The organism is Pseudomonas sp. GW456-12-10-14-LB2 (assembly GCF_002884345.1).
GTDB lineage: Bacteria > Pseudomonadota > Gammaproteobacteria > Pseudomonadales > Pseudomonadaceae > Aquipseudomonas > Aquipseudomonas paraglycinae.
Genome location: NZ_POHV01000007.1, coordinates 1 through 21,058, shown reverse-complemented (window position 1 = coordinate 21,058; position 21,058 = coordinate 1). Strand labels below are relative to the sequence as shown.

Genomic DNA, 21,058 nt, shown 5'->3' with positions numbered 1-21,058 from the left:
GGGCCTTTGGTGGAGCAAATGACTGGTATCGTTAGCTGGCTACGTTAACCCGCGATTAACAAAAAAGCCCTGCACTTTTTAAATAAGTGCAGGGCTTTGGGTTCAGCCTTGAAAGCGTAGCCTCAATACCTGTTGGGCTCCATTTCCAGCTCGACATTGAAACGTTCTGAAATGTCTTTCTGGATGCGCTGCGCCAGATCGAGCAATTGCAGCCCGGTCGCCGCGCCGTAGTTGACCAGCACCAGCGCCTGCAATTTATGCACGCCGGCATCGGCCTCGCGGAAACCTTTCCAGCCGGCACGCTCGATCAACCAGCCGGCCGCCAGCTTCATCTGCCCGTCCGGTTGCGCGTAGGCCACCAGATCCGGATGCTGCGCCTTGATCTGTGCAACCAAAGCCGCCGACACCAGCGGGTTCTTGAAGAAGCTGCCGGCATTGCCGAGCACCGCCGGGTCCGGCAGTTTTTCGCTGCGGATGCTGCAGATCGCGCGGCTGACATCCGTCGGCGTCGGTTGCTCGATGCCCTGCTCGGTCAGGCGCTGACGCACCGGGCCGTATTCCAGGTGCAGATGGGCGACTCGATCCAATACGAAGCGCACCCGCAGGATCAGCCAACGACCCGGCTGCTGCTTGAACACGCTGTCACGGTAGGCGAAGTTGCACTCTTCCAGACTGAAGTCGCGCAGCTCGCCGGTCTGGCGATCCAGCGCCGTCAGGCCGGCGAACACATCCTTGATCTCGACACCGTAGGCACCGATGTTCTGCATCGGCGCGGCGCCGACAGTGCCGGGGATCAGACTGAGGTTTTCCAGCCCGGAAAAACCCTGCGCCAGCGTGTGCTGCACGAACGGGTGCCATGGCTCCCCAGCTTCGGCTTCGATCACCACGCGGTTGCCGTCGTCGCTGATGACGCGGATGCCACGAGTGGCCATGCGCAGCACCAGCGCCGGGATGTCCGCCGTGAGCAACAGATTGCTGCCGCCGCCGATCACCAGCAACGGCACGTCGTGGGAAGTCGCGTAAGCCAGGGCTTCGCGCACATCGGCGTCACTGTGGGCTTCGGCAAACAGCTGCGCGCGAACGTCGACGCCGAAGGTGTTGAAGGGTTTCAGGGAAACCTGCGGCTGTACCTGCAAACTCATAACCGCCCCTTCACTTCGATCAACAGCTGATCGCAGGCACGCTCGATCAGATCCAGCACCTGCTCGAAACCCTGATCGCCGTCGTAATACGGATCCGGCACCTCATCGACCACGCCTGCATAGCGGCGCAGGAACAGATCCAGCTCAGCCTTGCCAGTGGACGGTTGCAAGGCCTTAAGATTGCGCAGGTTGCTGTTGTCCATGGCGAGGATCAGGTCGTAGCTGGCGAAATCGGCGCGGCTGACCTGTTGAGCGCGTTGCGCCGACAGGTCATAACCCCGCAGTTTGGCCGCAGCCTGGCTGCGTTTGTCCGGCGGATTGCCGACGTGCCAGTCGCCGGTGCCGGCGGAGGCCACTTCGACCTGATCCGCCAGCCCCGCTTCACGCAACTTGTGGCGCAACACACCTTCGGCGGTGGGCGAACGGCAGATATTGCCCAGGCACACGAACAGAACGCGCATCAGGCCTCCAGCAGGCGACGGACGCGCTCGAGATCTTCGGCGGTGTCGACCCCGGTCGGCGGCGCGATCAACGCGTCAGCCACGTGAATCCGCACGCCGTGCCACAGGGCACGCAGTTGTTCGAGGGATTCGGTGTTTTCCAGCCAGCACGGCCCCCAGCTCACGAAATCCTGAAGGAAGCCTGCGCGGTAGGCATAAATGCCGATGTGGCGACGATACGGCACGCCTTCCGGCAGCACGTCGCGGCTCTTGGCGAACGCATCGCGGGCCCATGGCAGGGTCGCTCGACTGAAGGTCAGCGCCAGACCGTTGAGGTCGCTGACGACCTTGACCACGTTCGGGTTGAACAGGGTTTCGACGTCCTCGATCGGCTCGGCCAGGGTGGCCATGCGCGCTTCGGTGTGGGCCGCGAGGTTGTCGGCGACCTGATCGATCACGCTCGGCGGGATCAGCGGTTCGTCACCCTGCACGTTGACCACGATGGCATCCGGCTCCAGACCCAGCTTCGCGGCCACTTCAGCCAGACGGTCAGTACCGGAGTTGTGATCTTCACGGGTCAGCACCACTTCGGCGCCGAAGGCCTTGCAGGCCTCGACAATGCGCGCATCGTCGGTGGCCACGACCACACGGCTGGCGCTGCTTTTGCTGGCCTGTTCCCAGACGTGCTGGATCATCGGCTTGCCGGCGATATCCAGCAGCGGCTTGCCCGGCAAGCGAGTCGAGGCATATCGCGACGGGATGACAACGGTGAAGGCGGTGGTCATTTATCCAGACGCTCGTCGGTGGTCAGGGTGCGGGCTTCGCTTTCCAGCATGACCGGGATGCCGTCGCGGATCGGGTACGCCAGGCCGGCGCCCTTGCTGATCAGTTCGGTCTTGTCGGCGCTGAGCTTGAGCGGGCCTTTGCAGATCGGGCAGGCGAGGATGTCGAGCAGTTTGGTGTCCATGAACATTCCCTGGATAAAAACGGATTAAGGCAAAAGACGATCCGGCAACAGGCGCATCAGTTGCGTGTCGAACCAGGCCACGAAGGCCGGCGACGGCACGGCATCGACCGCCAGGTACCACCAGTCATCGGCGGCGAAGGCACGGCACTTCACCGCGTCCTTTTCAGTCATCACCACTGGCAATGACGGCGTGAAACTCAAGGCCTGCACGCTGTATTCGGCGTGATCGGCAAACGCGTGGGGCACAGGCCGCCAGTCTAGCGCTTCGAGGGTATTGAAGAAACGTTGCGGGTTGCCGATCCCGGCCACCGCGTGCACGGCCTGACCGGGCGGGAAATGATCGAGCGACCGGCGTTCGCCGCTGCGCAGATTGACCAGCGCCGACGGTTTGAGACGGAAAGCGAATCCGCCGTCGCGATCCTCAAGGGCGCCATTGAATAGCACACCGTCAACGCTTTGCAGGCGCTCGGCCGGCTCGCGCAGGGGGCCGGCGGGCAGGCAGCGCTGGTTGCCAAGGCCACGAGCGGCGTCGATCAGCACCAGTTCCAGATCCCGCGCGAGGCGGTAATGCTGCATGCCGTCATCGGACAGGATCAGGTCCAGCGGCTCGCTGTCCAGCAGGGCTCTGACGGCGGCGCTGCGATCGGGGTCGATCATCAGCGGCACGCCGGTGCGCTGCACGATCAGCAAAGGTTCGTCGCCGGCGATGTCGGCAGTCTGGTCAGCTTCGACCCGCCATGGCAGTTGCGCCGGTTTGGCGCCGTAACCGCGACTGACCACGCCGACCCGCAGCCCGTGGCGTCGGCAATGCTCGATCAGCCACAGGATCATCGGCGTCTTGCCGGTGCCGCCGACGGTGATGTTGCCGACCACGATCACCGGCACCGGGGATTGATAGATCTCACCCTCGCCGTCGAGAAAACGCTGACGCTTCCCGGCCACGACGCGGCGGTACAGCCACTCCAGCGGCCGCAACAGCGTCAGGGCCGGGTGCCCCTCGTACCATGCGGCGAGCAGACGATCGGACATGGCCATCAGGATTTGGGCGCCGCCTCGACCGTGGTCATGCGCAGATGGCTGAAACCGAGCTTGCCGGCCGCGTCCATGGCGGTGATCACGGATTGGTGCTGAGTCTTGCCGTCAGCACTGATCGACAACGGCATGTTGGTGTCGCCGTTGGCTTCTTTCTGCATGGCTTCCATCAGGGTCGCCAGATCGTTTTTCGGCAGAATCTTGTTGTTCACCGAGAACACGCCTTCGGCGCTGATGGCCACGTCCAGTTGCTTGACCTGCTGGTCCTCGGCCGGCGAGCCGCTGACCGCTTCCGGCAGATCGACACGCAGCTGGGTTTCGCGGGTGAAGGTGGTGGTCACGACGAAAAACAGCAACAGGATGAACACCACGTCGATCAGCGACGCGAGGTTGATGTCGATGGTTTCCCGGGGTTTGCGACGGAATTTCACGCTTTTTCCCCGGCCAGATCGACGTCACGGTCGCCCTGCACCACTTCCACCAGTTTGATCGCTTCCTGTTCCATGCCCACCACCAGTTCATCGATGCGGCGTTGCAGGAAACGGTGGAAGAACACTGCCGGAATACCGACCATCAGGCCCGCAGCGGTGGTGATCAGCGCCTTGGAAATACCGCCGGCCAGCACCGCAGCATTGGTGGTCATTCCCGAGCCGGTGAAGGCGCTGAAAATATCGATCATGCCCAGCACCGTGCCCAGCAGACCGAGCAGCGGCGACATGGCGGCGATGGTGCCCAGCGCGTTGACGTAGCGTTCCAGCTCGTGGATGACCCGGGCGGCCGCTTCTTCAATGCACTCCTTCATGATCTCGCGACCATGCTTGGAGTTGGCCAGGCCCGCGGCGAGGATTTCCCCCAGCGGCGAGTTGGCACGCAATTCCTTGAGTTTTTCCTTGTTGAGCTGCTTGTCCTTGATCCAGACCCAGACCTGACCCAGCAGATGCTCAGGGGTGACGCGACTGGCGCGCAGGGTCCACAGGCGCTCGGCGACGATCGCCATGGCGGCGATGGAACTCAGAATGATCGGCAACATCATCCAGCCGCCGGATTTGACCAATTCCCACACAGTGACAGCCCCCTCGAAAAAGTGCGCCACTTTACCATACCGGTTCGCGATAAAGACCCGTCGCCCCGACGACCGTGCTCAACGGTACTCCGCCCCCGGCAACGGCGGGTCGCGCCAGAAGCGGCGTTGTTGACGCATCGACCGGGCCGGCTGAAACCGCCCCAGTTGCAGATGAATGGCGCCCTGCTCGGCGCTGTCATGGATGTGTATGCCCTGTTTGCGGTAGCGGGCAATGACCGTCGGGTGCGGGTGGCCGAACGAATTGCCCTGCCCTCGGGAAATCAGCACGGCCTGTGGCTGCAAAGCCTTGAGCAAGGCCATCGATGAGGAACTGCGGCTGCCATGGTGCGGGGCTTGCAGCCACTGGGTTTGAACTGCCAGCGCGCTGTTGAGCAGGTCCCGTTCGGCGGCGCTGTCGATGTCGCCGGTCAGCAGCAACCGCTCACCGTTGGCCTCGATCTGCAACACGCAGGAACGCTGATTACTGTCGTGGGCGTCGGCCCATTGCCATAGATGAAAGGCAACGCCGTCCCACTGCCATTGCCGACCACTTTCACAGACCTCGGCATTCAGCGCTTCGGCCAGCCCCGGCGGATCGCCGCTGATGACCCGGCTGACCGGCAATCCTTTCGCTACGGCGAGTGCGCCACCCGCGTGATCGGCATCGGCATGGCTGAGCAGCATCAGGTCGAGGTGTTCCACCCCCAGTTTGCGCAAGGCCGGCAGCACCACTCGCTCGCCGAGGTCGAAGTCGCCGAAACGCGGGCCGCTGTCGTACAGCAAGGTGTGATGCCGGGTGCGGATCAGAATCGCCAGGCCCTGGCCGACATCCAGTTGCCAGACATCGGCCACGCCTTCGGCCAGACGCTCCCGGGGCGGAAATGCCAGTACCAGCAGCAATGGCCAGCCCAAAGGACGCAAGGGAACGCCTCGGGGGAGCAATAACAACAAAGCACCAAGACCTCCCAGCGCCCAGACCCACCACTCCATCGTCGTCGGCACCCACGCTGGCCAACGCCCGGCAATCAGGGCCAGTGCCCGGAACAACCCGTCGATCAGTCCGCCGGCCAGCCACAGCAGACCTTCCCCGACATAAGGAATCGGCAGCAGCAATGTGCCCAGCAACGCCGGCGGCAGCACCGCGAAACTGACCCACGGCACCGCGAGCAGATTGGCCAGTGGTCCGCTTAGGCTGATCGGCAGGCTCAGCGCCACCAGCACCGGGCACAAGCCGATCGCGATCAGCCACTGCGCGCGCGTCCAGGTCTGCCACCAGCGCCACGGCCCCAGACGACCGCCGAAGGTGAAGATCAGCACGGCGACCGCGATAAAGGACAGCCACAACCCCGGACGCAGACTGGCCAGCGGATCCATCAACAACACGCCGTTGAAGGCCAGTAGCAACGGCCACCACGCACCGAGGTGGCGAAATCGCAATCGCCACAGCAGCACCAGCGCAACCATTACGCAGGCGCGCCGCACCGGTACATCGAACCCGGCCAGCAGGCCGTAACCCAGCGCCGCCGCGAACGCCAGACCGCACGCCCAAGGCAGCCAGGGCCAACGCAACGGCCAGATCCCGACCCGCGCCAACCCGGCGACCAGCGCATACATCAACGCCGCCAACAGCCCGATATGCTGGCCGGAAATCACCAGCAGGTGCACGGTGCCGGTGTCCTGCAAAGTCTGCCAATCCTCGCGACTGAGTCCCGAACCATCACCGAGCACCAGCGCAGCCAAGGCTCCGTTACGTCCCTGGGCATCCACTGCAAGCAGGCGCTGGCGAATGCTGTCACGCCAGGCCCACTGCGCCGGCGCCAGGCGCTCGCCATCCTTCACCGTCCCGGTGGCGCCGATGCGCTGCGCCAGCAGCCAGGCTTCGTAATCAAACGCATCCGGATTGAGCAGGCCACCGGGGCGCTTGAGCTTGACTGCCAGTCGCCAGCGTTCGCCACTTTTGACCTCAGGCCCGGCGTACCACGCCAGACGCATCAGCGACGGCAGTTTCTCGTGACGCGAGCGCGCATCGGCCAGTTCGAAGCGCACGACGCCCTCGGCATTCTGCGGCAAGCCGACGACCCGCCCTTCCACCCAGCGCGTTTCGCCATCCAGCCGGGAAGGCAGTCGATCATTCAGCGCCATCTGCGCGCTGAAACCCGCCCATGTGAATCCAAGCAGCAAAAACGCCAGTGCATAGCTGCGAAACGGCAGCAGCATCAGCGCCACCCACGGCAACACCAGCAATAACCCGACCGGCGGCAAGGCCGTCAAAAAAACCGGAGCCAGCAGACCGACCGCCAGCGCCATCATCCCTGTGCGCATAAGCCCGTCCTTGAGAGTCCCACCTTCAGGCATAGCGGCTGCGGGGCACGCGCGTCGTTATCAATTGTCACAAAGTCTGAATGGGCGGTTCATAGAATCCAGACATACTTGCCGCCTTAACCGACCGAGAAGCCTTATGCCCCGGCGCTTATTCAAACGTTACATGCCCGACCCGACGAGCATCAGGGAACACAAATCCTTACGCTTTCTCGGAACGTTGCTGCATGACCCGAACCTCTGGCACCTCAACCGACACTCGGTGGCCCGGGCCATGGCCGTTGGCCTGTTCGCCGCGTTCCTGCCGATTCCCGCACAGATGCTGGTGGCCGCCGTCCTCGCGATCATGGTGCGCGGCAACATGCCGATTGCCGTCAGTCTGGTCTGGCTGACCAATCCGATCACCATGCCGGCGGTATTCTTCTGCACGTATCAGGCCGGGGCCTGGCTGATGGATGTGCCCGCCCGCACGCTCCCCGACGAATTGACCTGGGAATGGATCAGCGGCGAGCTTTCGACCCTGTGGCAACCGTTCTTGCTGGGTTCGGTGGTGGTCGGGCTGGCACTGGGCGCCCTCGCCTATTGCTTGGTGATGATGTACTGGCGCTGGTGGGTGTCCCGGCAATGGGCGCGGCGCAAGAAAAGTCGTCAGTCCTGAACGCAAAACGGCCTCCACTTTGGGAGGCCGTTTTTCATTGCAGCATTGAAGGGATCAGGTGCGCATGCCGCGCCCGCTCACCAGCAACCGCGAACAACCGATATACAGCACCACCGTCGCCACCAGCATGAAGGTGATCGCGATGCCGATGCGAATGTCCGACACACCGAGGATGCCGTAACGGAAGGCGTTGACCATGTGCAGCACCGGGTTGGCCAGCGACACGGTCTGCCAGAACGGCGGCAGCAAGGTGATCGAATAGAACACGCCGCCCAGGTAGGTCAGCGGGGTCAGCACAAAGGTCGGGATGATCGAGATGTCATCGAAGTTGCGCGCAAACACCGCGTTGATGAAGCCCAGCAGCGAGAAGATCGTCGCCGTCAGCACCACCACCAGCACCGTCACGCCAAGATGGTGTACCTGCAAATGGGTGAAGAACAGCGACAGGATCGTCACAATTACACCCACCATCAGGCCGCGCAGGACGCCACCAATGGTGTAACCGATCAGGATCGTGTGCGGCGACACCGGCGACACCATCAGCTCTTCGATGGAGCGCTGGAACTTGCTGCCGAAGAAGCTCGACACCACGTTGCCGTAAGAGTTGGTGATCACCGACATCATGATCAGCCCCGGCACGATGTACTCCATGTAGGTGAAGCCACCCATGTCGCCGATCTGCCGGCCAATCAGGTTACCGAAGATCACGAAGTACAGAACCATGGTGATCGCCGGTGGCAGCAGGGTCTGCGGCCAGATCCGGGTGAAGCGTCTGACTTCGCGGTAAACGATGGTGTTGAGGGCAACGAGGTTGGGGCGCAGCTCGGAACTCATACCGCCACCTTCGACAGATTTTTCTCCACCAGGGACACGAACAGCTCCTCGAGGCGATTGGTTTTATTGCGCAGGCTCAGCACTTCGATGTTCTGCAGGGCCAGTTGGCCGAACAGCGCAGTGATGCCCATGGACTTGTCGACCTGGACTTCCAGCGTATGAGCGTCTACCAGCCGGGCCGGATAGCCGACCAGTTGCGGCGCAACCGCCAGATCACTCTTCAGGTCGAGCAGGAAAGTCTCCACATGCAGTTGGCCGAGCAGCTGACGCATGCTGGTGTTCTCGACGATGGTGCCGTGGTCGATGATCCCGATGTTGCGGCACAGCTGCTCAGCCTCTTCCAGGTAGTGGGTGGTGAGGATGATAGTGATGCCTTTCTGGTTCAGTTCGGTGAGGAACGTCCACATCGAACGGCGCAGCTCGATATCCACCCCGGCGGTCGGTTCATCGAGGATCAGCAGACGCGGTTCATGCACCAGCGCCCGGGCGATCATCAAGCGACGCTTCATGCCGCCGGACAGCGAACGCGACGGCACATCGCGCTTGTCCCACAGGCCGAGCTGGGTCAGGTACTGCTCGGCGCGTTCCTTGGCGATCTTCGCCGGAATGCCGTAGTAACCGGCCTGGGTCACGACGATGTCGAAGGTCTTTTCGAACTGGTTGAAGTTGAATTCCTGGGGCACCACGCCGATGGAACGCTTGAGCGCCGCCGGGTTCTTGTCCAGGTCGTGGCCAAAAATATTCACCGTGCCGCTGGTCTTGTTGACCAGGGTCGAGAGAATGCCGATGGTCGTGGATTTGCCGGCGCCGTTGGGGCCGAGCAAGGCGAAGAAGTCACCTTCGGCGACGTCCAGATCGATACCACTCAAGGCCTGGAACCCGTTGCCGTAGGTTTTGGTTAGCTGCCGGATGGACAGAGCGGAACTCATATCGGATTTACGCACCCAGTAAAGAAAAAAGGACTGATAAAAGGCCGGCGGCGAGGAAGACAACCGCAGCGCTCGAGCGCAATGGTGCTTGCCGTCGCCGCACAAGTACAGTCAAGTGTGTCGATAGTAGGTATTAAGTCAACGCGGTCATGACAGCTTTCTGATACGCCGGACGCTGCTTCAGCCGCGCATACCAGGCTTCAAGATTCGGCTGTGACGCGCGCTCGATCGGCATCTCGAACCAGGCATAAATGAAACTGCCGAGCGGGATATCGCCCATGCCGATTTCGTTGCCGGACAGATACGGCTGATCCTTCAGCGCCTGATCGGCCATCGCCAGCAAGCCGTCACATTCCTTGATCGCCGCATGGATTGCCGGCCAGTCCTGCTTGTCTGCCGGGGTACGCAGAACGCCCCAGAACACCGTGCGAAACGGTCCTGCAAAACTGGAAGTCGTCCAGTCCATCCATTTGTCAGCGGTGGCGCGGGTCTGTGGATCCGCCGGGTACCACGAAGTATCGGCTGCATGCTTTGCCAGCAGATAACGCACAATGGCATTGGATTCCCACAGCACAAAACCGTCGTCCTGAATCACCGGCACCCGCCCGTTCGGGTTCATTGCCCGGTACTCCGGCGTGTCGACCACCCCAAACGCGCCACCGGCATCAATGGCCTCGTAGGCCAGCCCGAGCTCTTCGGCAGCCCACAACGGCTTTCTGACATTCGACGAATTCTTGCGACCCCAGATCTTCAGCATGACCGCCTCTTTTCCAGTAAATGGGCAGGCAGCATACGCCGGATCAGAGGCGGCCGACATCACCGCGCATGTCACCGGACAGTGGCGTCTGCTGATCGTTGAACAGGTGCGGATAACATTTCTGCAGATGTTCGAAGAAAAAAGATTCCGGTACATCGGCGAACTGGCCGTGATCGACCAGGTACTCCATCAGCAGCGCACCATCGCTGTTGTACGGGTGGAAAACGCTGTCGTTTACGCCATCGAATTCCAGCGGCGCAACGTTGAACATTTCGCAGAGTTTCTGGTTGAACGCGGGTGTGGCTTTCACCCAGCGATCATTGAGAAACAGCTCGGTATAACCATGCATGGCGAACACTTCGCTTCTCAGCAGTGCAAGCAGACGCGGCGTCGACAGATGATTTTTCACATCCGCAAGACCAATGCGTGCGGGGATCCCGCAATGGCGCGCGCAACCGGCGAGCAACGTGGCCTTGGGCACGCAATAACTCTCACCCGCCGCCAGCGCGTAGCTGCCGCGCAAGGTCTGCGGGTCGCGGCTGAAGGTGTACATGTTGTAGCGCACCGCCTCGCGCACGGCGTAATAAAGACTGATCGCCTGCGCGAGCGGATCGCGGCTGGCACCACGGTGCTGCTCGGCGAACTCCACCACCGAGGGGTGGTCACTATCGATGAAGCGGCCGGGGCTCAGATACTCGTGCATGACGACATTCTCCTGATTGAGCCCCGAGTCTAGCGAGAGGTTCAGCACAGAGATAACGACGTTTCGGCCAAACATGCACGCAAAGACGCGGAAGCGGCGAACGATTTCCCACGCGTGTTGCCCACCGAACCTACAAAAGACATCCGGGGTTTCCCACGATTTCAATCACCTTGCTCTGACCGCCCCGTTTTGCAGATGCCGTCTAAGCTCTGGAGGGTCGGTTCGCCCTGGTTCACGGAGGATTAAATATGCTGTTGTTGTGGATACTGGTTCTGATCGTCGGCGTGGCGTATCTGGCACACCGGCGCATCGCCCCGCTGCCGGCACTGGGCATCGTTGCCGCTTACCTGTTGGCGATGGGAATTTTCAGCCACGCACCGGGCTGGTTGCTGCTGATTTTCTGGGTCGTGCTGGCCCTGGTGGCCGCCCCGCTGCTGTTGCCTGACCTGCGCCGCAAACACTTCACCGCGCCGCTGTTCAGCTGGTTCCAGAAAACCCTGCCTCCGATGTCGCAGACCGAACGCGACGCGATCGACGCCGGCACGGTGTGGTGGGACGGCGAACTGTTCAGCGGCCGTCCGGACTGGGACAAACTGCTGTCCTATCCCAAGGTGCAACTGAGCGAAGAAGAACAGGCATTCATCGACGGCCCGACCGAAGAACTCTGCGCGATGGTCACCGACTGGCAGATCGGTCAGTCGATGGATCTGCCGCCCGAAGCCTGGACTCACATCAAGGAACACGGTTTCTTCGCCCTGATCATTCCCAAGGAGTTCGGCGGCAAGGGTTTCTCCGCCTACGCCCACTCCCAGGTGGCGATGAAACTGGCGACCCGCAGCGGCGACCTCGCCTCTACCGTGATGGTGCCCAACTCCCTCGGCCCGGCCGAACTGCTGCTGCATTACGGCACCGACGAACAACGCAATCATTACCTGCCACGGCTGGCCCGGGGCGACGACATTCCTTGCTTTGCGCTGACTGGCCCGCTCGCGGGTTCAGACGCGGGTGCGATGCCCGACACCGGGATCATCTGCAAAGGCGAATGGGAAGGTCAGGAAACTCTCGGCCTGCGCCTGAACTGGGAAAAACGCTACATCACCCTCGGCCCGGTCGCGACCTTGCTCGGCCTGGCCTTCAAGGCCTATGACCCGGATCACCTGCTCGGCGACAAGGAAGACCTGGGCATCAGCCTCGCGCTGATCCCGACCGACACCCCCGGCGTGGAAATCGGTCGCCGCCACTTGCCGCTGGGCGCTGCGTTCATGAACGGCCCGAACTCCGGCAAGGACGTATTCATCCCGCTGGACTTCCTCATCGGCGGCCAGGACATGCTCGGCAAAGGCTGGATGATGCTGATGAACTGCCTGTCGGTCGGGCGCTCGATCTCGCTGCCGGCAGTGGGCACCGGCGCGGCCAAGTTCACCAGCCTGGTGACCGGGCAATACGCGCAGATCCGCGAGCAGTTCAACGTGCCGCTGTCTGCCTTCGAAGGCATTCAGGAAGCCATGGCGCGGATCGGCGGCAACGCCTGGATGATGGACGCTGCACGGATGCTGACCGCCAATGCGGTGGATCTGGGCGAGAAACCTTCGGTGCTGTCGGCGATCCTCAAATATCACCTCACCGAGCGCGGTCGCGAGTGCATCAGCCACGCGATGGACGTGCACGGCGGCAAGGCGATCATCATGGGCCCGAACAACTACCTGGGCCGCAGCTGGAACGGCGCGCCGATCTTCATCACCGTGGAAGGCGCGAACATTCTTTCGCGCAACCTGATGATCTTCGGCCAGGGCGCGATCCGCTGCCATCCGTTCGTCCTCAAGGAAATGGCCCTCGCCGGACGCGAGGACAAGGACCAGGCGCTCAAGGAATTCGATGGCCTGCTGCTCAAGCACATCGGATTTGCCGTGAGCAACGCCGCCAGCACGCTGGTGCTGAACCTCGGCTTCGGCCATTTCGAACATACACCGGGAGACAAGCTCAGCCAGGGTTATTTCCGCGCCCTCAACCGTCAGGCTGCCGCGTTTGCCATGCTCGCCGACCTGAGCATGATGCTGCTGGGCGGCGAACTGAAACGCCGCGAGCGTCTGTCGGCGCGTCTGGGTGATGTGCTGAGCAACCTGTATCTGGCCTCGGCGGCGCTCAAGCGTTATCACGACCTCGATTCCCCGGCGTACATGGAACCGCTGTTCAGATGGGCCATGGAAGAAAGCCTCGGCCAGTCGGAAAAGGCGCTGGATGAACTGCTGACCAACTTCCCGAACCGAGTCTTTGGCTGCCTGTTGCGCGTGATCGTGTTCCCGTTCGGCCGCCGTCACAAAGGCCCGTCGGACAGACTCGGTGCCGAAGTGGCTGCGGTCATCGGCCGCGCCAAGGGCGATCCGGCGCTGGAAGAACTGCTTGCGGGCTGCTATCGCCCGCAATCGGCCGACGATGCGGTCGGTGCGCTGCAGCACGCCTGCGATCAGTTGAACGCTGCGCAACCGCTGCACAAAAAACTGCACACGTCGCTCAAGAGCGGTCAGGTCAAACCGGTCGCCGGCGAACACGCCATCGATGCGGCGCTGGAGGCCGGGGTATTGCAGGCCGTGGAAGCCCAGACCCTGCGTGATGCCGAAGCGGCTCGACGCAAGGTGATCGATGTCGATGATTTCGACAAGGAGCAACTGAAACCGGCGGACGGCAAAATCCGCTGATCCCTTCAATCAGTGAAAAACGGGCGCAGGGGCTTTATACTCCCGCGCCCGTTTTGCTCTTGAGGACTTATCTCGTGTCCAACGTCGTTGCCGATCATCTGGTTTTGCTCGACCACCTGCGCAGTATCCTGGTCGCCGTAGGTGAGGCCGATCAGGTTCCCGAAGAAAGCCATGCCCTGTTCCTGGAGCGTTTCGACGAACTGCTGGCATCCCTGCCGATCGAGCCGATCGAAAGCCAATACCTGGGCCAGGACATCCTGACTCAAGTGATTACCCGTTACCCGCAAATTGCCCACCTGATCCCGCGGGATCTGCTGTGGTTCTTCGCCGGCGACTGCCTGCATTACCTGTCCGACGAAGAAATCGACATGTACCAGGCGCTGGAAGAACGCCGCTACGAAGCCGAACAGAACGATGAACCGTTCGACTGGAACCAGGAAAAACAGCTGCTGGCGATGTCCGCCCAGGACAGCAAGCACTGATTTTCATCCAATAAAAAAGGCTCGCATGGTGATCCATGCGGGCCTTTTTTTTATCGGGTCAGAGCAAACCTTCACTCTCGGGCAATTCGTACTCCGCCAACGGTTTTGCACCGCCGGATTTTGCCGGCTTGCTCAGGGTCGGCTCTTTCTCCAGGCACTCCACCAGATAGTCGATGAACACCCGCAGCTTCGGCGGCAGATAACGCGTCGGCGAGTGCAGCAACCACAACCCGCCGTGGTACGACGCCAGGAACGTCCAGTCCGGCAGCACCTGCACGATCAGCCCCTGCTCCAGGGCATAACGCGCGGTGAAATACGGCAGGCTGCCAATGCCGATGTGCTGCAACACGGCGCCCAGACGCACGCCGGTGTGATTGGCGGCATACCGCCCGCGCACGCCGACAGTGACGGCTTTCGTGCCTTTCTTGAATTTCCAGCGCGCATCGCTCGGGGTTTCACCCAGGTAAATGCAACTGTGGTTAAGCAAGTCATGGGGATGAGTCGGCGTCCCGTGTTCGGCCAGATACTGCGGCGTCGCGCAGAGCAAATGGTCGATGGTCAACAGTTGTCGTCCCACCAGTCCAGCCGGTGGACGGTCCGTGATGCGAATGGCCAGGTCGACATGGTCGTCGATAAGATCGACCTGGCGGTCCTCCAGCAACAGCTCCACATCGACCTTCGGGTAGCGCCGCAGAAACTCCGGCATGTGCGGATGAATCACGAAGCGCCCCACTGCTTTCGGCACGCTGACCCGCACCAGACCTTCGGCTTCGTGAGTGAACTGGCCGCTGATCTCCATCACCGACTTCGCTGCGCTGACCATTTCCTGGCAGCGCTTGAACACTTCTTCTCCGCCATCGCTCAAGCGCAGTTTGCGCGTGGTGCGTTGCAGCAGCCGCGTGGCCAGCGCCTTCTCCAGCCGGGAAATGCTGCGGCTGACTGCCGACGGCGATGAGCCTAATTGGCGAGCGGCTTCGGAGAAGCTGCCGGTCTCGACGACCTTGACGAAAATCGCCATTTCACCGAGCAGCGGCAGTGGGAGATTTATGCTCACAGCGCAACAGTCCTTTGATGTTTGAACGGATTATCACGTTATTGCACGATTCATATAATTAAAAAAGAAACTTTAATAAGGGCATGGAATATGACGCTTCGCCTCTTTTTCCATAGTGATGACCTCAAGGCCAATGTGGAAGTCCTCGACTGCACGCCCCACGAGAACGAATTCGCCGTTGTTTTGCGCGCCACACTTTTTCATCCCCAGGGCGGTGGCCAACCCTGTGATACCGGCTGGATTGGCGACAGCCAGGTGCTGCGGGTCGTTCAGGAACCGGACCGGATCATTCATTTCGTCGATCAACCGGTGCCACTGGGCATGACCCAGATTCGCGTCGACGAAGAACGCCGCCGCTTCAACACCCGCATGCACTCTGCCGGGCATTTGATCGGCCACTTTGTCCAGGCCATGGGCTGGATGCCGATCAAGGCCCATCACTGGCCGGACGAGGGCCGGGTGCAATTCAAGCCCGGAGATTCGGCCCAGGAAGTCGATGCACAAGTCGTTCAATACGGCATCGGGCAATGGATCGAACACGATCTGCCACGCCTGACGTCCCTGCGCGAAGGCGCACGGGAAATCGGTTTCGGTGAACTGCCAGCCTATGGCTGCGGTGGCACCCATGTACGCAGCCTGAAGGATCTGGGCACAGTCACGATCGCGTCCCTTTCGCAGAAGAAAGGCACGTTGTCCGTCCACTACAGCGTGGATTGAGGATTTCGGGCGCTGCCAGATGCAGCGTCCGACGCCGGGGGAACCGCGTTCGCCGGTTCCGTTGACTATTCGATAGATGGACCTGAAACCATGATGCTTGACGTCGAGCGTCTCGATGAGACGTGCATAAAAAAACTGGCCAACGAAGAAGTCCTCGCCATCCGCGTCAAGGGCTTTCTGCCCCAGGCGCAGGCGATCCAGATTGGCGACAAGATCCTCGCGCCCGGCTTCGAGGGCTACATCAACGCGCCCAGCATCGGTCGCATCGGCATGGCGTTCTACGAGGCGGAAAACCAGCCGCTGCTGATCGAAGATTACTTCGAGCGCGCCACCCGCAACATCGCCGAGCTGCGTAACCGTTGCGCGCCCTATTCGTCACCGGTCGACACCCTGCGCTGCATGCTCGACGAATCCTGGCCGGCGGGTGCCCACCTGGAAAACCTCTACGGTCGCAAGATGTACGTCGGCCTGTCCCGGGTAGTGAAACCGGGGGTGTGCTTCCTGGCCCATCACGACATCTTCGCCAAGGACGCCCCGGAAAGTTTTCAGGCCCGCAGCCTCGAGGCGCAGTTCGCCTGCAACGTCTACCTCAACATGCCAACCGAAGGCGGCGCATTGCAGATGTGGGAAGACGATATTTCCCCGGACCGCTTCGATGAAATGCGCGGCGACAGCTACGGCATCGACCCGGCGCTGCTTGGCCCGCCCGCCCTCGAAGTACGCCCGGAACCGGGGGATTTCATCATGTTCAATTCGCGTCGCATGCACTCGGTAACGCCGGGCGTGGCGGATCCGCGCTTGAGCCTTTCATTTTTTGTCGGCTATCGCGGCAATGCTTCACCCCTGACTTTCTGGAGCTGAAATGACATCGAATTACCTGGGCGAGTTTCTGGCATTGGCCACCATCCACTTTCTGGCCGTGGTCGCTCCCGGCCCGGACTTCGCCGTGACCATCCGCCAGAGTGTGCGTTTCGGTCGACTGGTCGGCATCTGCACGGCATTGGGCATCGGCGCGGGAATTTCCGTGCACGTGCTGTACACCCTGCTGGGCGTCGGCGCCTTGATGCACACCACGCCTTGGCTGCTGACCGTCGCCAAAGTGGTCGGTGGTGCTTACATCCTTTACCTCGGCGTCAGCCTGATACGCAGCAAACCCAAGACGACAATGGAAGGCGAAAAGACCAGCGACGAACCGTTGATTGAACAATCGCTGTTCAAGGCGTTTTCCACCGGTTTCCTGACCAACGCCACCAACCCCAAGGCCACGCTGTTTTTCCTGGCGATCTTCACCACGATCATCAGCGCCAGCACACCTCTGCAAATCCAGGCCCTGTACGGGTTGTGGATGTGCGGGGTGAATGCGTTGTGGTTCGTGATCGTCGCGCTGTTCTTTTCCAGCAGCAAAGTGCGCGTGCTATTCATGCGCATGGGCCACTGGTTCGAGCGCAGCATGGGGGTGATTCTGATCCTGTTTGCCGGGCGTCTGGTGTTGTCGATGTAATCTGCGCCCATAAAAGAGGCTCGCACAGTCAAGCTGGCGAGCCTCTTTTGCTTTCGGGATCCGTTGTAAGTCCTGCCCTAGAGGCCTCAATCCTATTTTTTCGATTCAGTGTCATTTTTGCGACGCGTCTCACTTCGGGGGCTCCCCTATCACTCGCTGGTGGTGTTAGTTTGCGAAACCGTCTGACGCTTCGATCAGATACCTCCTACTCACTGCCTGCAAAGGAATGCCCTTAGCAATGGACTTTTCACTCAAGCAACTGGCCGCCTCGACGTTGATTCTGGCCAGCCTTTCGTCCGTCACACTGCCAGCCCACGCCAACCTGACCGAGCAGCAGAGCGCGACCATCCTCAAGACATTCAACGAGGCAAAGGTCAGTGATTTCAGAGCGTTTCTCGGTGATCTGGCCAAGAAAGACCTGAGCAAGACCGACGATCTGCGTCCAGCCATCAGCGCCTTCCTCGATAACAAGACGCTGACCGCCGAACAGCAAAACGAGATCCATCGCTTGCTCGGCCTCTACACCCGCGTGAAGTACGGCAAAGCCGCGCTGGAAACCCTGCGCGAACTGGTGGAAATCCCGACCTACCGCAAGGACGGTGTCGATCAGCACGACAACCCCGAGTTCATCAAGATCGCGGGCAAGATCAAAGCTCTAGCCGAGTCTTTCGGCCTGAACTACCGCAACATCGACAACCGCGTTTACGAAATCTCCCTCGACGGCAGCGGCAAGGACGTCGTCGGCATTCACGCTCACGCCGACGTGGTGCCGGTAACGCCGGAAAACTGGGTACTGAAGGACGGCACCAAACTTGATTCGTTCAAAGTCACACTGATCGGCGACCGCATGTACGGCCGTGGCACCGAGGACGACAAGAACGGCATCGTCGTAACGCTTTACGCCATGAAGGTGATCAAGGAAGAGAAGCTGCCGCTGGCACGCAATTTCAAACTGCTGGTGGACACCACCGAAGAAACCACCGGCGACGCGATTCCTTACTACTTCGAACGCAACCCGACGCCGGAGTACAACCTGGCGCTGGATGGCGGCTACCCGGTGGTGATTGCCGAGAAAGGCTACGGCACGGTCATGGCCAAGTTCGCCAAACGCAAGGCTGAGGGCAAAGGCGCGGAAATCACCTCGATGACAGGTGGCCTGGCGACCAACCAGATTCCATCGGTTTCGGTCGTCACCCTGGTGACTGACAAACCTGCCGACCTGGCGGCCAGCCTGCAAAAGGCCGGCGCTGAATACGCCAAGCGCAATGGCGGCGATTTCGAAGTGAACGCCAAGGTCGATGGCAAAGACGTCAAACTCACCGTCACCGGTGTTTCCGCGCACTCGTCCGAGCCTGAATCCGGCGTCAACCCGGTTGCCCGCATGCTCGACTTCATCCACAGCGTGGACGGCAAGATCGCCTTCAAGCACAACCATATCACCGACGCTGCGCACTACGCCGCCGACAACTGGGGCCTGGACTACAAGGGCGGCAAGCTGGGCGTCGGTTTCGCCGATGACATCATGGGCCCGCTGACCACTTCCCTGACCTACGTCGGCATGGACGACAAAACCTTCAAACTCGCGGTCAACCTGCGCGTGCCGAAGGGCAAATCGCCGGAAGTGCTCAAGAGCGAAATCGCCGACAAACTGGCAGCCTGGAGCAAGAAGAACCATGTCGCGGTGAACTTCGACTATTCGATCGCCGAACCGATGTACCGCAACCCTGAAGGCGAATGGGTCAAGGCGCTGCTGGCGGTGTCCACCGAAAACCTCGGTATGAAACACGAATTCGGCACCTCGGCCGGCGCCACCTCGGTGCATGAACTGCCGAACGGTGTGCAATTCGGCCTGGCACGACCGGAGGTCAAATACACCGGTCACACCGATGGCGAGTTCAAGACCGTTGACCAGTTCTTGCTGGACCTGCAGATCGTTACCGAAATGATGGGGCGAATCGGACAACTGCCTAAGCTGTGATCTCTGTTTCGCAGCCACGATGAACAAAAGGCCCGTCGGTTTCCACCGACGGGCCTTTTCATATCAGTTGGCAGCCGACGTATCGATCCGACTGCGCAGGAAAAACCGCACGCCCATCAACACCATTGCCAAGGTCAACGCGCTGATCAACCCCAACCAGATACCTTGCAGCCCCCACTCCAGCCCGAACGCCATCAGGCAACCCAGCGGCAAACCGACACCCCAGTAACAGAAAATCGCCAGCCACATGGGCACACGAGTGTCCTGCAAACCGCGCAAGGCGCCGGCGGACAGCATTTGCAACCCATCGGGAAACTGTAACGCTGCGGCGTACAGCAAAAGCGTCGAGGCGAGCGCGGTGACCGCTACATCCGCGCTGTACCAACCCGCTATCGTTTCATTGCCCATCAGCATGATCAGTACCGAAACGCTTTGCGCAACCAGGACGATGACGCAGCCCGCCCCGGCAGCCTGCCGGACGCCTTTGAAATCCCCCCGCCCCAACGCATGACCGACCCGAACGGTCGTGGCTTCAGCTACGGCCACCGGGATCATGAAACACAGCTGAGCCAGATTCACCGCGATCTGATGGGCCGCCAGAAAAGTCGAGCCGAGGCGGCCAATCAGTAGCGAGGTGACAATGAACAGACTGCCCTGGGTCAAAATCGCGATGCCGATCGGTATTCCAACCCTCAACAAATCAACGATGCCGGCAAGACGCGGCGGATCGAAGCGGGCAAACAGCTGCAAATGCGCCAGCCGCTTGCCTCGCCAGAGGTGCGCAGCGAACAGCAACGCTTGCAGCCACATCATCAAGGCCGACGCGATGCCCAGTCCTTCAGCCCCCATCTCCACGAAACCCAACTTGCCATTGGTCAGCACATAACCCACTGGCGCCAGAAACAAGAGACCACCAAAACCGAAGACCATGGTCGGACGCATCCAGTGCATTCCTTCGCACAGATAGCGCATGCAGAAAAACAGGGTCAACGCCGGACTTCCCCAACGCACAGCCTGCAGAAAGGCCTGTGCCCCCGGAATAATTTCCGGTGCAATCCCCGCGGGTGCGAGCAGATGAGGCACAAGGCTCAGGAAAGCGAACATCAGCCCTCCCATGAACAGCGCCAACCACATGGCCTGGCGAAAGATCGGCCCAATCTCGTCTGTTCGCTCCGCGCCGTGTAAACGGGCGACTGAAGCGGTCAGCGCAATCAATGTTCCGATTGGCACCAGCATCGGCAGCCACAACAACGCCGTGCCGAGCGTGACGGCAGCCAAGGTATCGGTGCCGTGATTGCCCGCGATGAGGTTATCCACGAAAGCAATCAGCCCTGCGCACAGGTGCCCTATGACCAACGGAAGCGACAGCCATGCGGTTGCTCGAATCTCGTGCAGATGGCCGGGAGGTCTGATCGTTTGTGACATTAAGTGAGATCCTCGAATTCGATCACCCCCGCTTCAACCATCAAGGCTGACGGGGCGGTCGTTATCTCAGAATCGGTCGAGGGCTGGCTGTCAGACGCTTCCGCAAATCACGGATTCACCGTAGGAAAGTTGTAACAGAGCGCAGCACGCACAAGAAACGCGCATACAAAAACGCCGCTCATCACTGAGCGGCGTTTTTGTGAATATGGAGCGGGAAACGAGACTCGAACTCGCGACCCCGACCTTGGCAAGGTCGTGCTCTACCAACTGAGCTATTCCCGCAATGGCGTCCCCTAGGGGACTCGAACCCCTGTTACCGCCGTGAAAGGGCGGTGTCCTAGGCCACTAGACGAAGGGGACA

21 protein-coding genes and 2 tRNA genes are annotated in these 21,058 nt (G+C 61.0%); 7 read left to right on the top strand and 16 right to left on the bottom strand.

The window, feature by feature from the left end:
* Positions 1-122 precede the first annotated feature (122 nt).
* From murB to C1X29_RS06155, 8 genes are all read right to left on the bottom strand, one after another.
* On the bottom strand, positions 123-1,142 hold the full coding sequence (gene murB / locus C1X29_RS06190) for a UDP-N-acetylmuramate dehydrogenase (RefSeq protein ID WP_102717073.1): 1,020 nt from the start codon (positions 1,140-1,142) through the stop codon (positions 123-125).
* Positions 1,139-1,603, bottom strand: a complete 465-nt coding sequence (locus C1X29_RS06185) for a low molecular weight protein-tyrosine-phosphatase (RefSeq protein ID WP_007950772.1) — start codon at positions 1,601-1,603, stop codon at positions 1,139-1,141. Before C1X29_RS06185 ends, murB begins: the two co-directional genes overlap by 4 nt.
* Positions 1,603-2,367, bottom strand: coding sequence for a 3-deoxy-manno-octulosonate cytidylyltransferase (gene kdsB / locus C1X29_RS06180; protein ID WP_102717072.1), 765 nt, complete (start codon positions 2,365-2,367; stop codon positions 1,603-1,605). Before kdsB ends, C1X29_RS06185 begins: the two co-directional genes overlap by 1 nt.
* Complete coding sequence (locus C1X29_RS06175; protein ID WP_003174668.1) at positions 2,364-2,549, bottom strand: Trm112 family protein; 186 nt, start codon at positions 2,547-2,549, stop codon at positions 2,364-2,366. The genes kdsB and C1X29_RS06175 overlap by 4 nt, the downstream gene beginning before the upstream one ends.
* 24 nt (positions 2,550-2,573) lie before the next feature.
* A complete protein-coding gene (gene lpxK / locus C1X29_RS06170) occupies positions 2,574-3,584 on the bottom strand; it encodes a tetraacyldisaccharide 4'-kinase (protein ID WP_085745065.1) in 1,011 nt (336 codons plus the stop codon).
* Positions 3,584-4,012, bottom strand: a complete 429-nt coding sequence (locus C1X29_RS06165) for a biopolymer transporter ExbD (protein ID WP_007950767.1) — start codon at positions 4,010-4,012, stop codon at positions 3,584-3,586. The genes lpxK and C1X29_RS06165 overlap by 1 nt, the downstream gene beginning before the upstream one ends.
* Entirely contained in the window at positions 4,009-4,644 is a 636-nt protein-coding gene (locus C1X29_RS06160; protein ID WP_165369563.1) for a MotA/TolQ/ExbB proton channel family protein, read from the bottom strand. Before C1X29_RS06160 ends, C1X29_RS06165 begins: the two co-directional genes overlap by 4 nt.
* Positions 4,645-4,722: 78 nt before the next feature.
* Complete coding sequence (locus C1X29_RS06155) at positions 4,723-6,966, bottom strand: DNA internalization-related competence protein ComEC/Rec2 (protein ID WP_102717070.1); 2,244 nt, start codon at positions 6,964-6,966, stop codon at positions 4,723-4,725.
* A 136-nt stretch (positions 6,967-7,102) separates the two neighbouring features.
* Between C1X29_RS06155 and C1X29_RS06150 the strand changes: the two genes are divergently transcribed.
* A complete protein-coding gene (locus C1X29_RS06150; protein WP_085745068.1) occupies positions 7,103-7,621 on the top strand; it encodes a DUF2062 domain-containing protein in 519 nt (172 codons plus the stop codon).
* A 54-nt stretch (positions 7,622-7,675) separates the two neighbouring features.
* Here the strand turns inward: C1X29_RS06150 and C1X29_RS06145 are convergent, their stop codons facing one another.
* The 4 genes from C1X29_RS06145 to C1X29_RS06130 all read right to left on the bottom strand — a co-directional run bounded on the left by C1X29_RS06145 (position 7,676) and on the right by C1X29_RS06130 (position 10,844).
* Positions 7,676-8,455 carry an ABC transporter permease gene (locus C1X29_RS06145; protein WP_007950763.1) on the bottom strand — a complete coding sequence of 260 codons (780 nt, stop codon included), beginning with the start codon at positions 8,453-8,455 and terminating at the stop codon, positions 7,676-7,678.
* Complete coding sequence (locus tag C1X29_RS06140) at positions 8,452-9,384, bottom strand: ABC transporter ATP-binding protein (protein WP_085612257.1); 933 nt, start codon at positions 9,382-9,384, stop codon at positions 8,452-8,454. Before C1X29_RS06140 ends, C1X29_RS06145 begins: the two co-directional genes overlap by 4 nt.
* A gap of 133 nt (positions 9,385-9,517) precedes the next feature.
* Positions 9,518-10,141, bottom strand: a complete 624-nt coding sequence (locus C1X29_RS06135) for a glutathione S-transferase family protein (protein WP_102686518.1) — start codon at positions 10,139-10,141, stop codon at positions 9,518-9,520.
* Positions 10,142-10,184: 43 nt separating this feature from the next.
* On the bottom strand, positions 10,185-10,844 hold the full coding sequence (locus tag C1X29_RS06130; RefSeq protein ID WP_102717069.1) for a transglutaminase family protein: 660 nt from the start codon (positions 10,842-10,844) through the stop codon (positions 10,185-10,187).
* Between the two features lie 248 nt (positions 10,845-11,092).
* Here C1X29_RS06130 and C1X29_RS06125 point away from each other — a divergent pair, with 248 nt between their 5' ends.
* Together C1X29_RS06125 and C1X29_RS06120 are read left to right on the top strand one after the other, a co-directional pair.
* Complete coding sequence (locus C1X29_RS06125) at positions 11,093-13,540, top strand: acyl-CoA dehydrogenase (RefSeq protein WP_102717068.1); 2,448 nt, start codon at positions 11,093-11,095, stop codon at positions 13,538-13,540.
* A gap of 74 nt (positions 13,541-13,614) precedes the next feature.
* Positions 13,615-14,022 carry a PA2817 family protein gene (locus C1X29_RS06120; RefSeq protein WP_007950758.1) on the top strand — a complete coding sequence of 136 codons (408 nt, stop codon included), beginning with the start codon at positions 13,615-13,617 and terminating at the stop codon, positions 14,020-14,022.
* Positions 14,023-14,080: 58 nt separating this feature from the next.
* On the opposite strand, the gene C1X29_RS06115 is transcribed toward C1X29_RS06120, so the two are convergent.
* Positions 14,081-15,076 carry a LysR family transcriptional regulator gene (locus C1X29_RS06115; protein ID WP_102717067.1) on the bottom strand — a complete coding sequence of 332 codons (996 nt, stop codon included), beginning with the start codon at positions 15,074-15,076 and terminating at the stop codon, positions 14,081-14,083.
* Between the two features lie 90 nt (positions 15,077-15,166).
* Here C1X29_RS06115 and C1X29_RS06110 point away from each other — a divergent pair, with 90 nt between their 5' ends.
* From C1X29_RS06110 to C1X29_RS06095, 4 genes are all read left to right on the top strand, one after another.
* Positions 15,167-15,793, top strand: a complete 627-nt coding sequence (locus C1X29_RS06110) for a hypothetical protein (protein ID WP_085745073.1) — start codon at positions 15,167-15,169, stop codon at positions 15,791-15,793.
* A gap of 90 nt (positions 15,794-15,883) precedes the next feature.
* Positions 15,884-16,654, top strand: a complete 771-nt coding sequence (locus C1X29_RS06105; RefSeq protein ID WP_085745074.1) for a 2OG-Fe(II) oxygenase — start codon at positions 15,884-15,886, stop codon at positions 16,652-16,654.
* Between the two features lies 1 nt (position 16,655).
* On the top strand, positions 16,656-17,294 hold the full coding sequence (locus C1X29_RS06100) for a LysE family translocator (RefSeq protein WP_085745075.1): 639 nt from the start codon (positions 16,656-16,658) through the stop codon (positions 17,292-17,294).
* A gap of 238 nt (positions 17,295-17,532) precedes the next feature.
* Positions 17,533-19,272 (top strand): dipeptidase, encoded by a 1,740-nt coding sequence (locus tag C1X29_RS06095; protein WP_102717066.1) that lies wholly within the window; start codon positions 17,533-17,535, stop codon positions 19,270-19,272.
* A gap of 63 nt (positions 19,273-19,335) precedes the next feature.
* Here C1X29_RS06095 and C1X29_RS06090 read toward each other — a convergent pair whose 3' ends face one another.
* The 3 genes from C1X29_RS06090 to C1X29_RS06080 form a co-directional block, all read right to left on the bottom strand.
* A complete protein-coding gene (locus C1X29_RS06090) occupies positions 19,336-20,697 on the bottom strand; it encodes an MATE family efflux transporter (protein WP_102717065.1) in 1,362 nt (453 codons plus the stop codon).
* A 206-nt stretch (positions 20,698-20,903) separates the two neighbouring features.
* Positions 20,904-20,979, bottom strand: a tRNA-Gly gene (locus C1X29_RS06085).
* A 2-nt stretch (positions 20,980-20,981) separates the two neighbouring features.
* Positions 20,982-21,057, bottom strand: a tRNA-Glu gene (locus tag C1X29_RS06080).
* Between the last annotated feature and the right edge of the window lies 1 nt (position 21,058).

Bases quoted from the DNA above. Each gene is read 5' to 3' on its own strand.
- C1X29_RS06095 (WP_102717066.1), top strand. From the start codon at position 17,533: ATGGACTTTTCACTCAAGCAACTGGCCGCCTCGACGTTGATTCTGGCC.
- murB (WP_102717073.1), bottom strand. From the start codon at position 1,142: ATGAGTTTGCAGGTACAGCCGCAGGTTTCCCTGAAACCCTTCAACACC.
- C1X29_RS06100 (WP_085745075.1), top strand. From the start codon at position 16,656: ATGACATCGAATTACCTGGGCGAGTTTCTGGCATTGGCCACCATCCAC.
- C1X29_RS06150 (WP_085745068.1), top strand. From the start codon at position 7,103: ATGCCCCGGCGCTTATTCAAACGTTACATGCCCGACCCGACGAGCATC.
- C1X29_RS06140 (WP_085612257.1), bottom strand. From the start codon at position 9,384: ATGAGTTCCGCTCTGTCCATCCGGCAGCTAACCAAAACCTACGGCAAC.
- C1X29_RS06125 (WP_102717068.1), top strand. From the start codon at position 11,093: ATGCTGTTGTTGTGGATACTGGTTCTGATCGTCGGCGTGGCGTATCTG.
- C1X29_RS06175 (WP_003174668.1), bottom strand. From the start codon at position 2,549: ATGGACACCAAACTGCTCGACATCCTCGCCTGCCCGATCTGCAAAGGC.
- C1X29_RS06155 (WP_102717070.1), bottom strand. From the start codon at position 6,966: ATGCGCACAGGGATGATGGCGCTGGCGGTCGGTCTGCTGGCTCCGGTT.
- C1X29_RS06105 (WP_085745074.1), top strand. From the start codon at position 15,884: ATGATGCTTGACGTCGAGCGTCTCGATGAGACGTGCATAAAAAAACTG.
- C1X29_RS06110 (WP_085745073.1), top strand. From the start codon at position 15,167: ATGACGCTTCGCCTCTTTTTCCATAGTGATGACCTCAAGGCCAATGTG.
- kdsB (WP_102717072.1), bottom strand. From the start codon at position 2,367: ATGACCACCGCCTTCACCGTTGTCATCCCGTCGCGATATGCCTCGACT.
- C1X29_RS06130 (WP_102717069.1), bottom strand. From the start codon at position 10,844: ATGCACGAGTATCTGAGCCCCGGCCGCTTCATCGATAGTGACCACCCC.
- C1X29_RS06090 (WP_102717065.1), bottom strand. From the start codon at position 20,697: ATGTCACAAACGATCAGACCTCCCGGCCATCTGCACGAGATTCGAGCA.
- C1X29_RS06135 (WP_102686518.1), bottom strand. From the start codon at position 10,141: ATGCTGAAGATCTGGGGTCGCAAGAATTCGTCGAATGTCAGAAAGCCG.
- C1X29_RS06185 (WP_007950772.1), bottom strand. From the start codon at position 1,603: ATGCGCGTTCTGTTCGTGTGCCTGGGCAATATCTGCCGTTCGCCCACC.
- lpxK (WP_085745065.1), bottom strand. From the start codon at position 3,584: ATGGCCATGTCCGATCGTCTGCTCGCCGCATGGTACGAGGGGCACCCG.
- C1X29_RS06145 (WP_007950763.1), bottom strand. From the start codon at position 8,455: ATGAGTTCCGAGCTGCGCCCCAACCTCGTTGCCCTCAACACCATCGTT.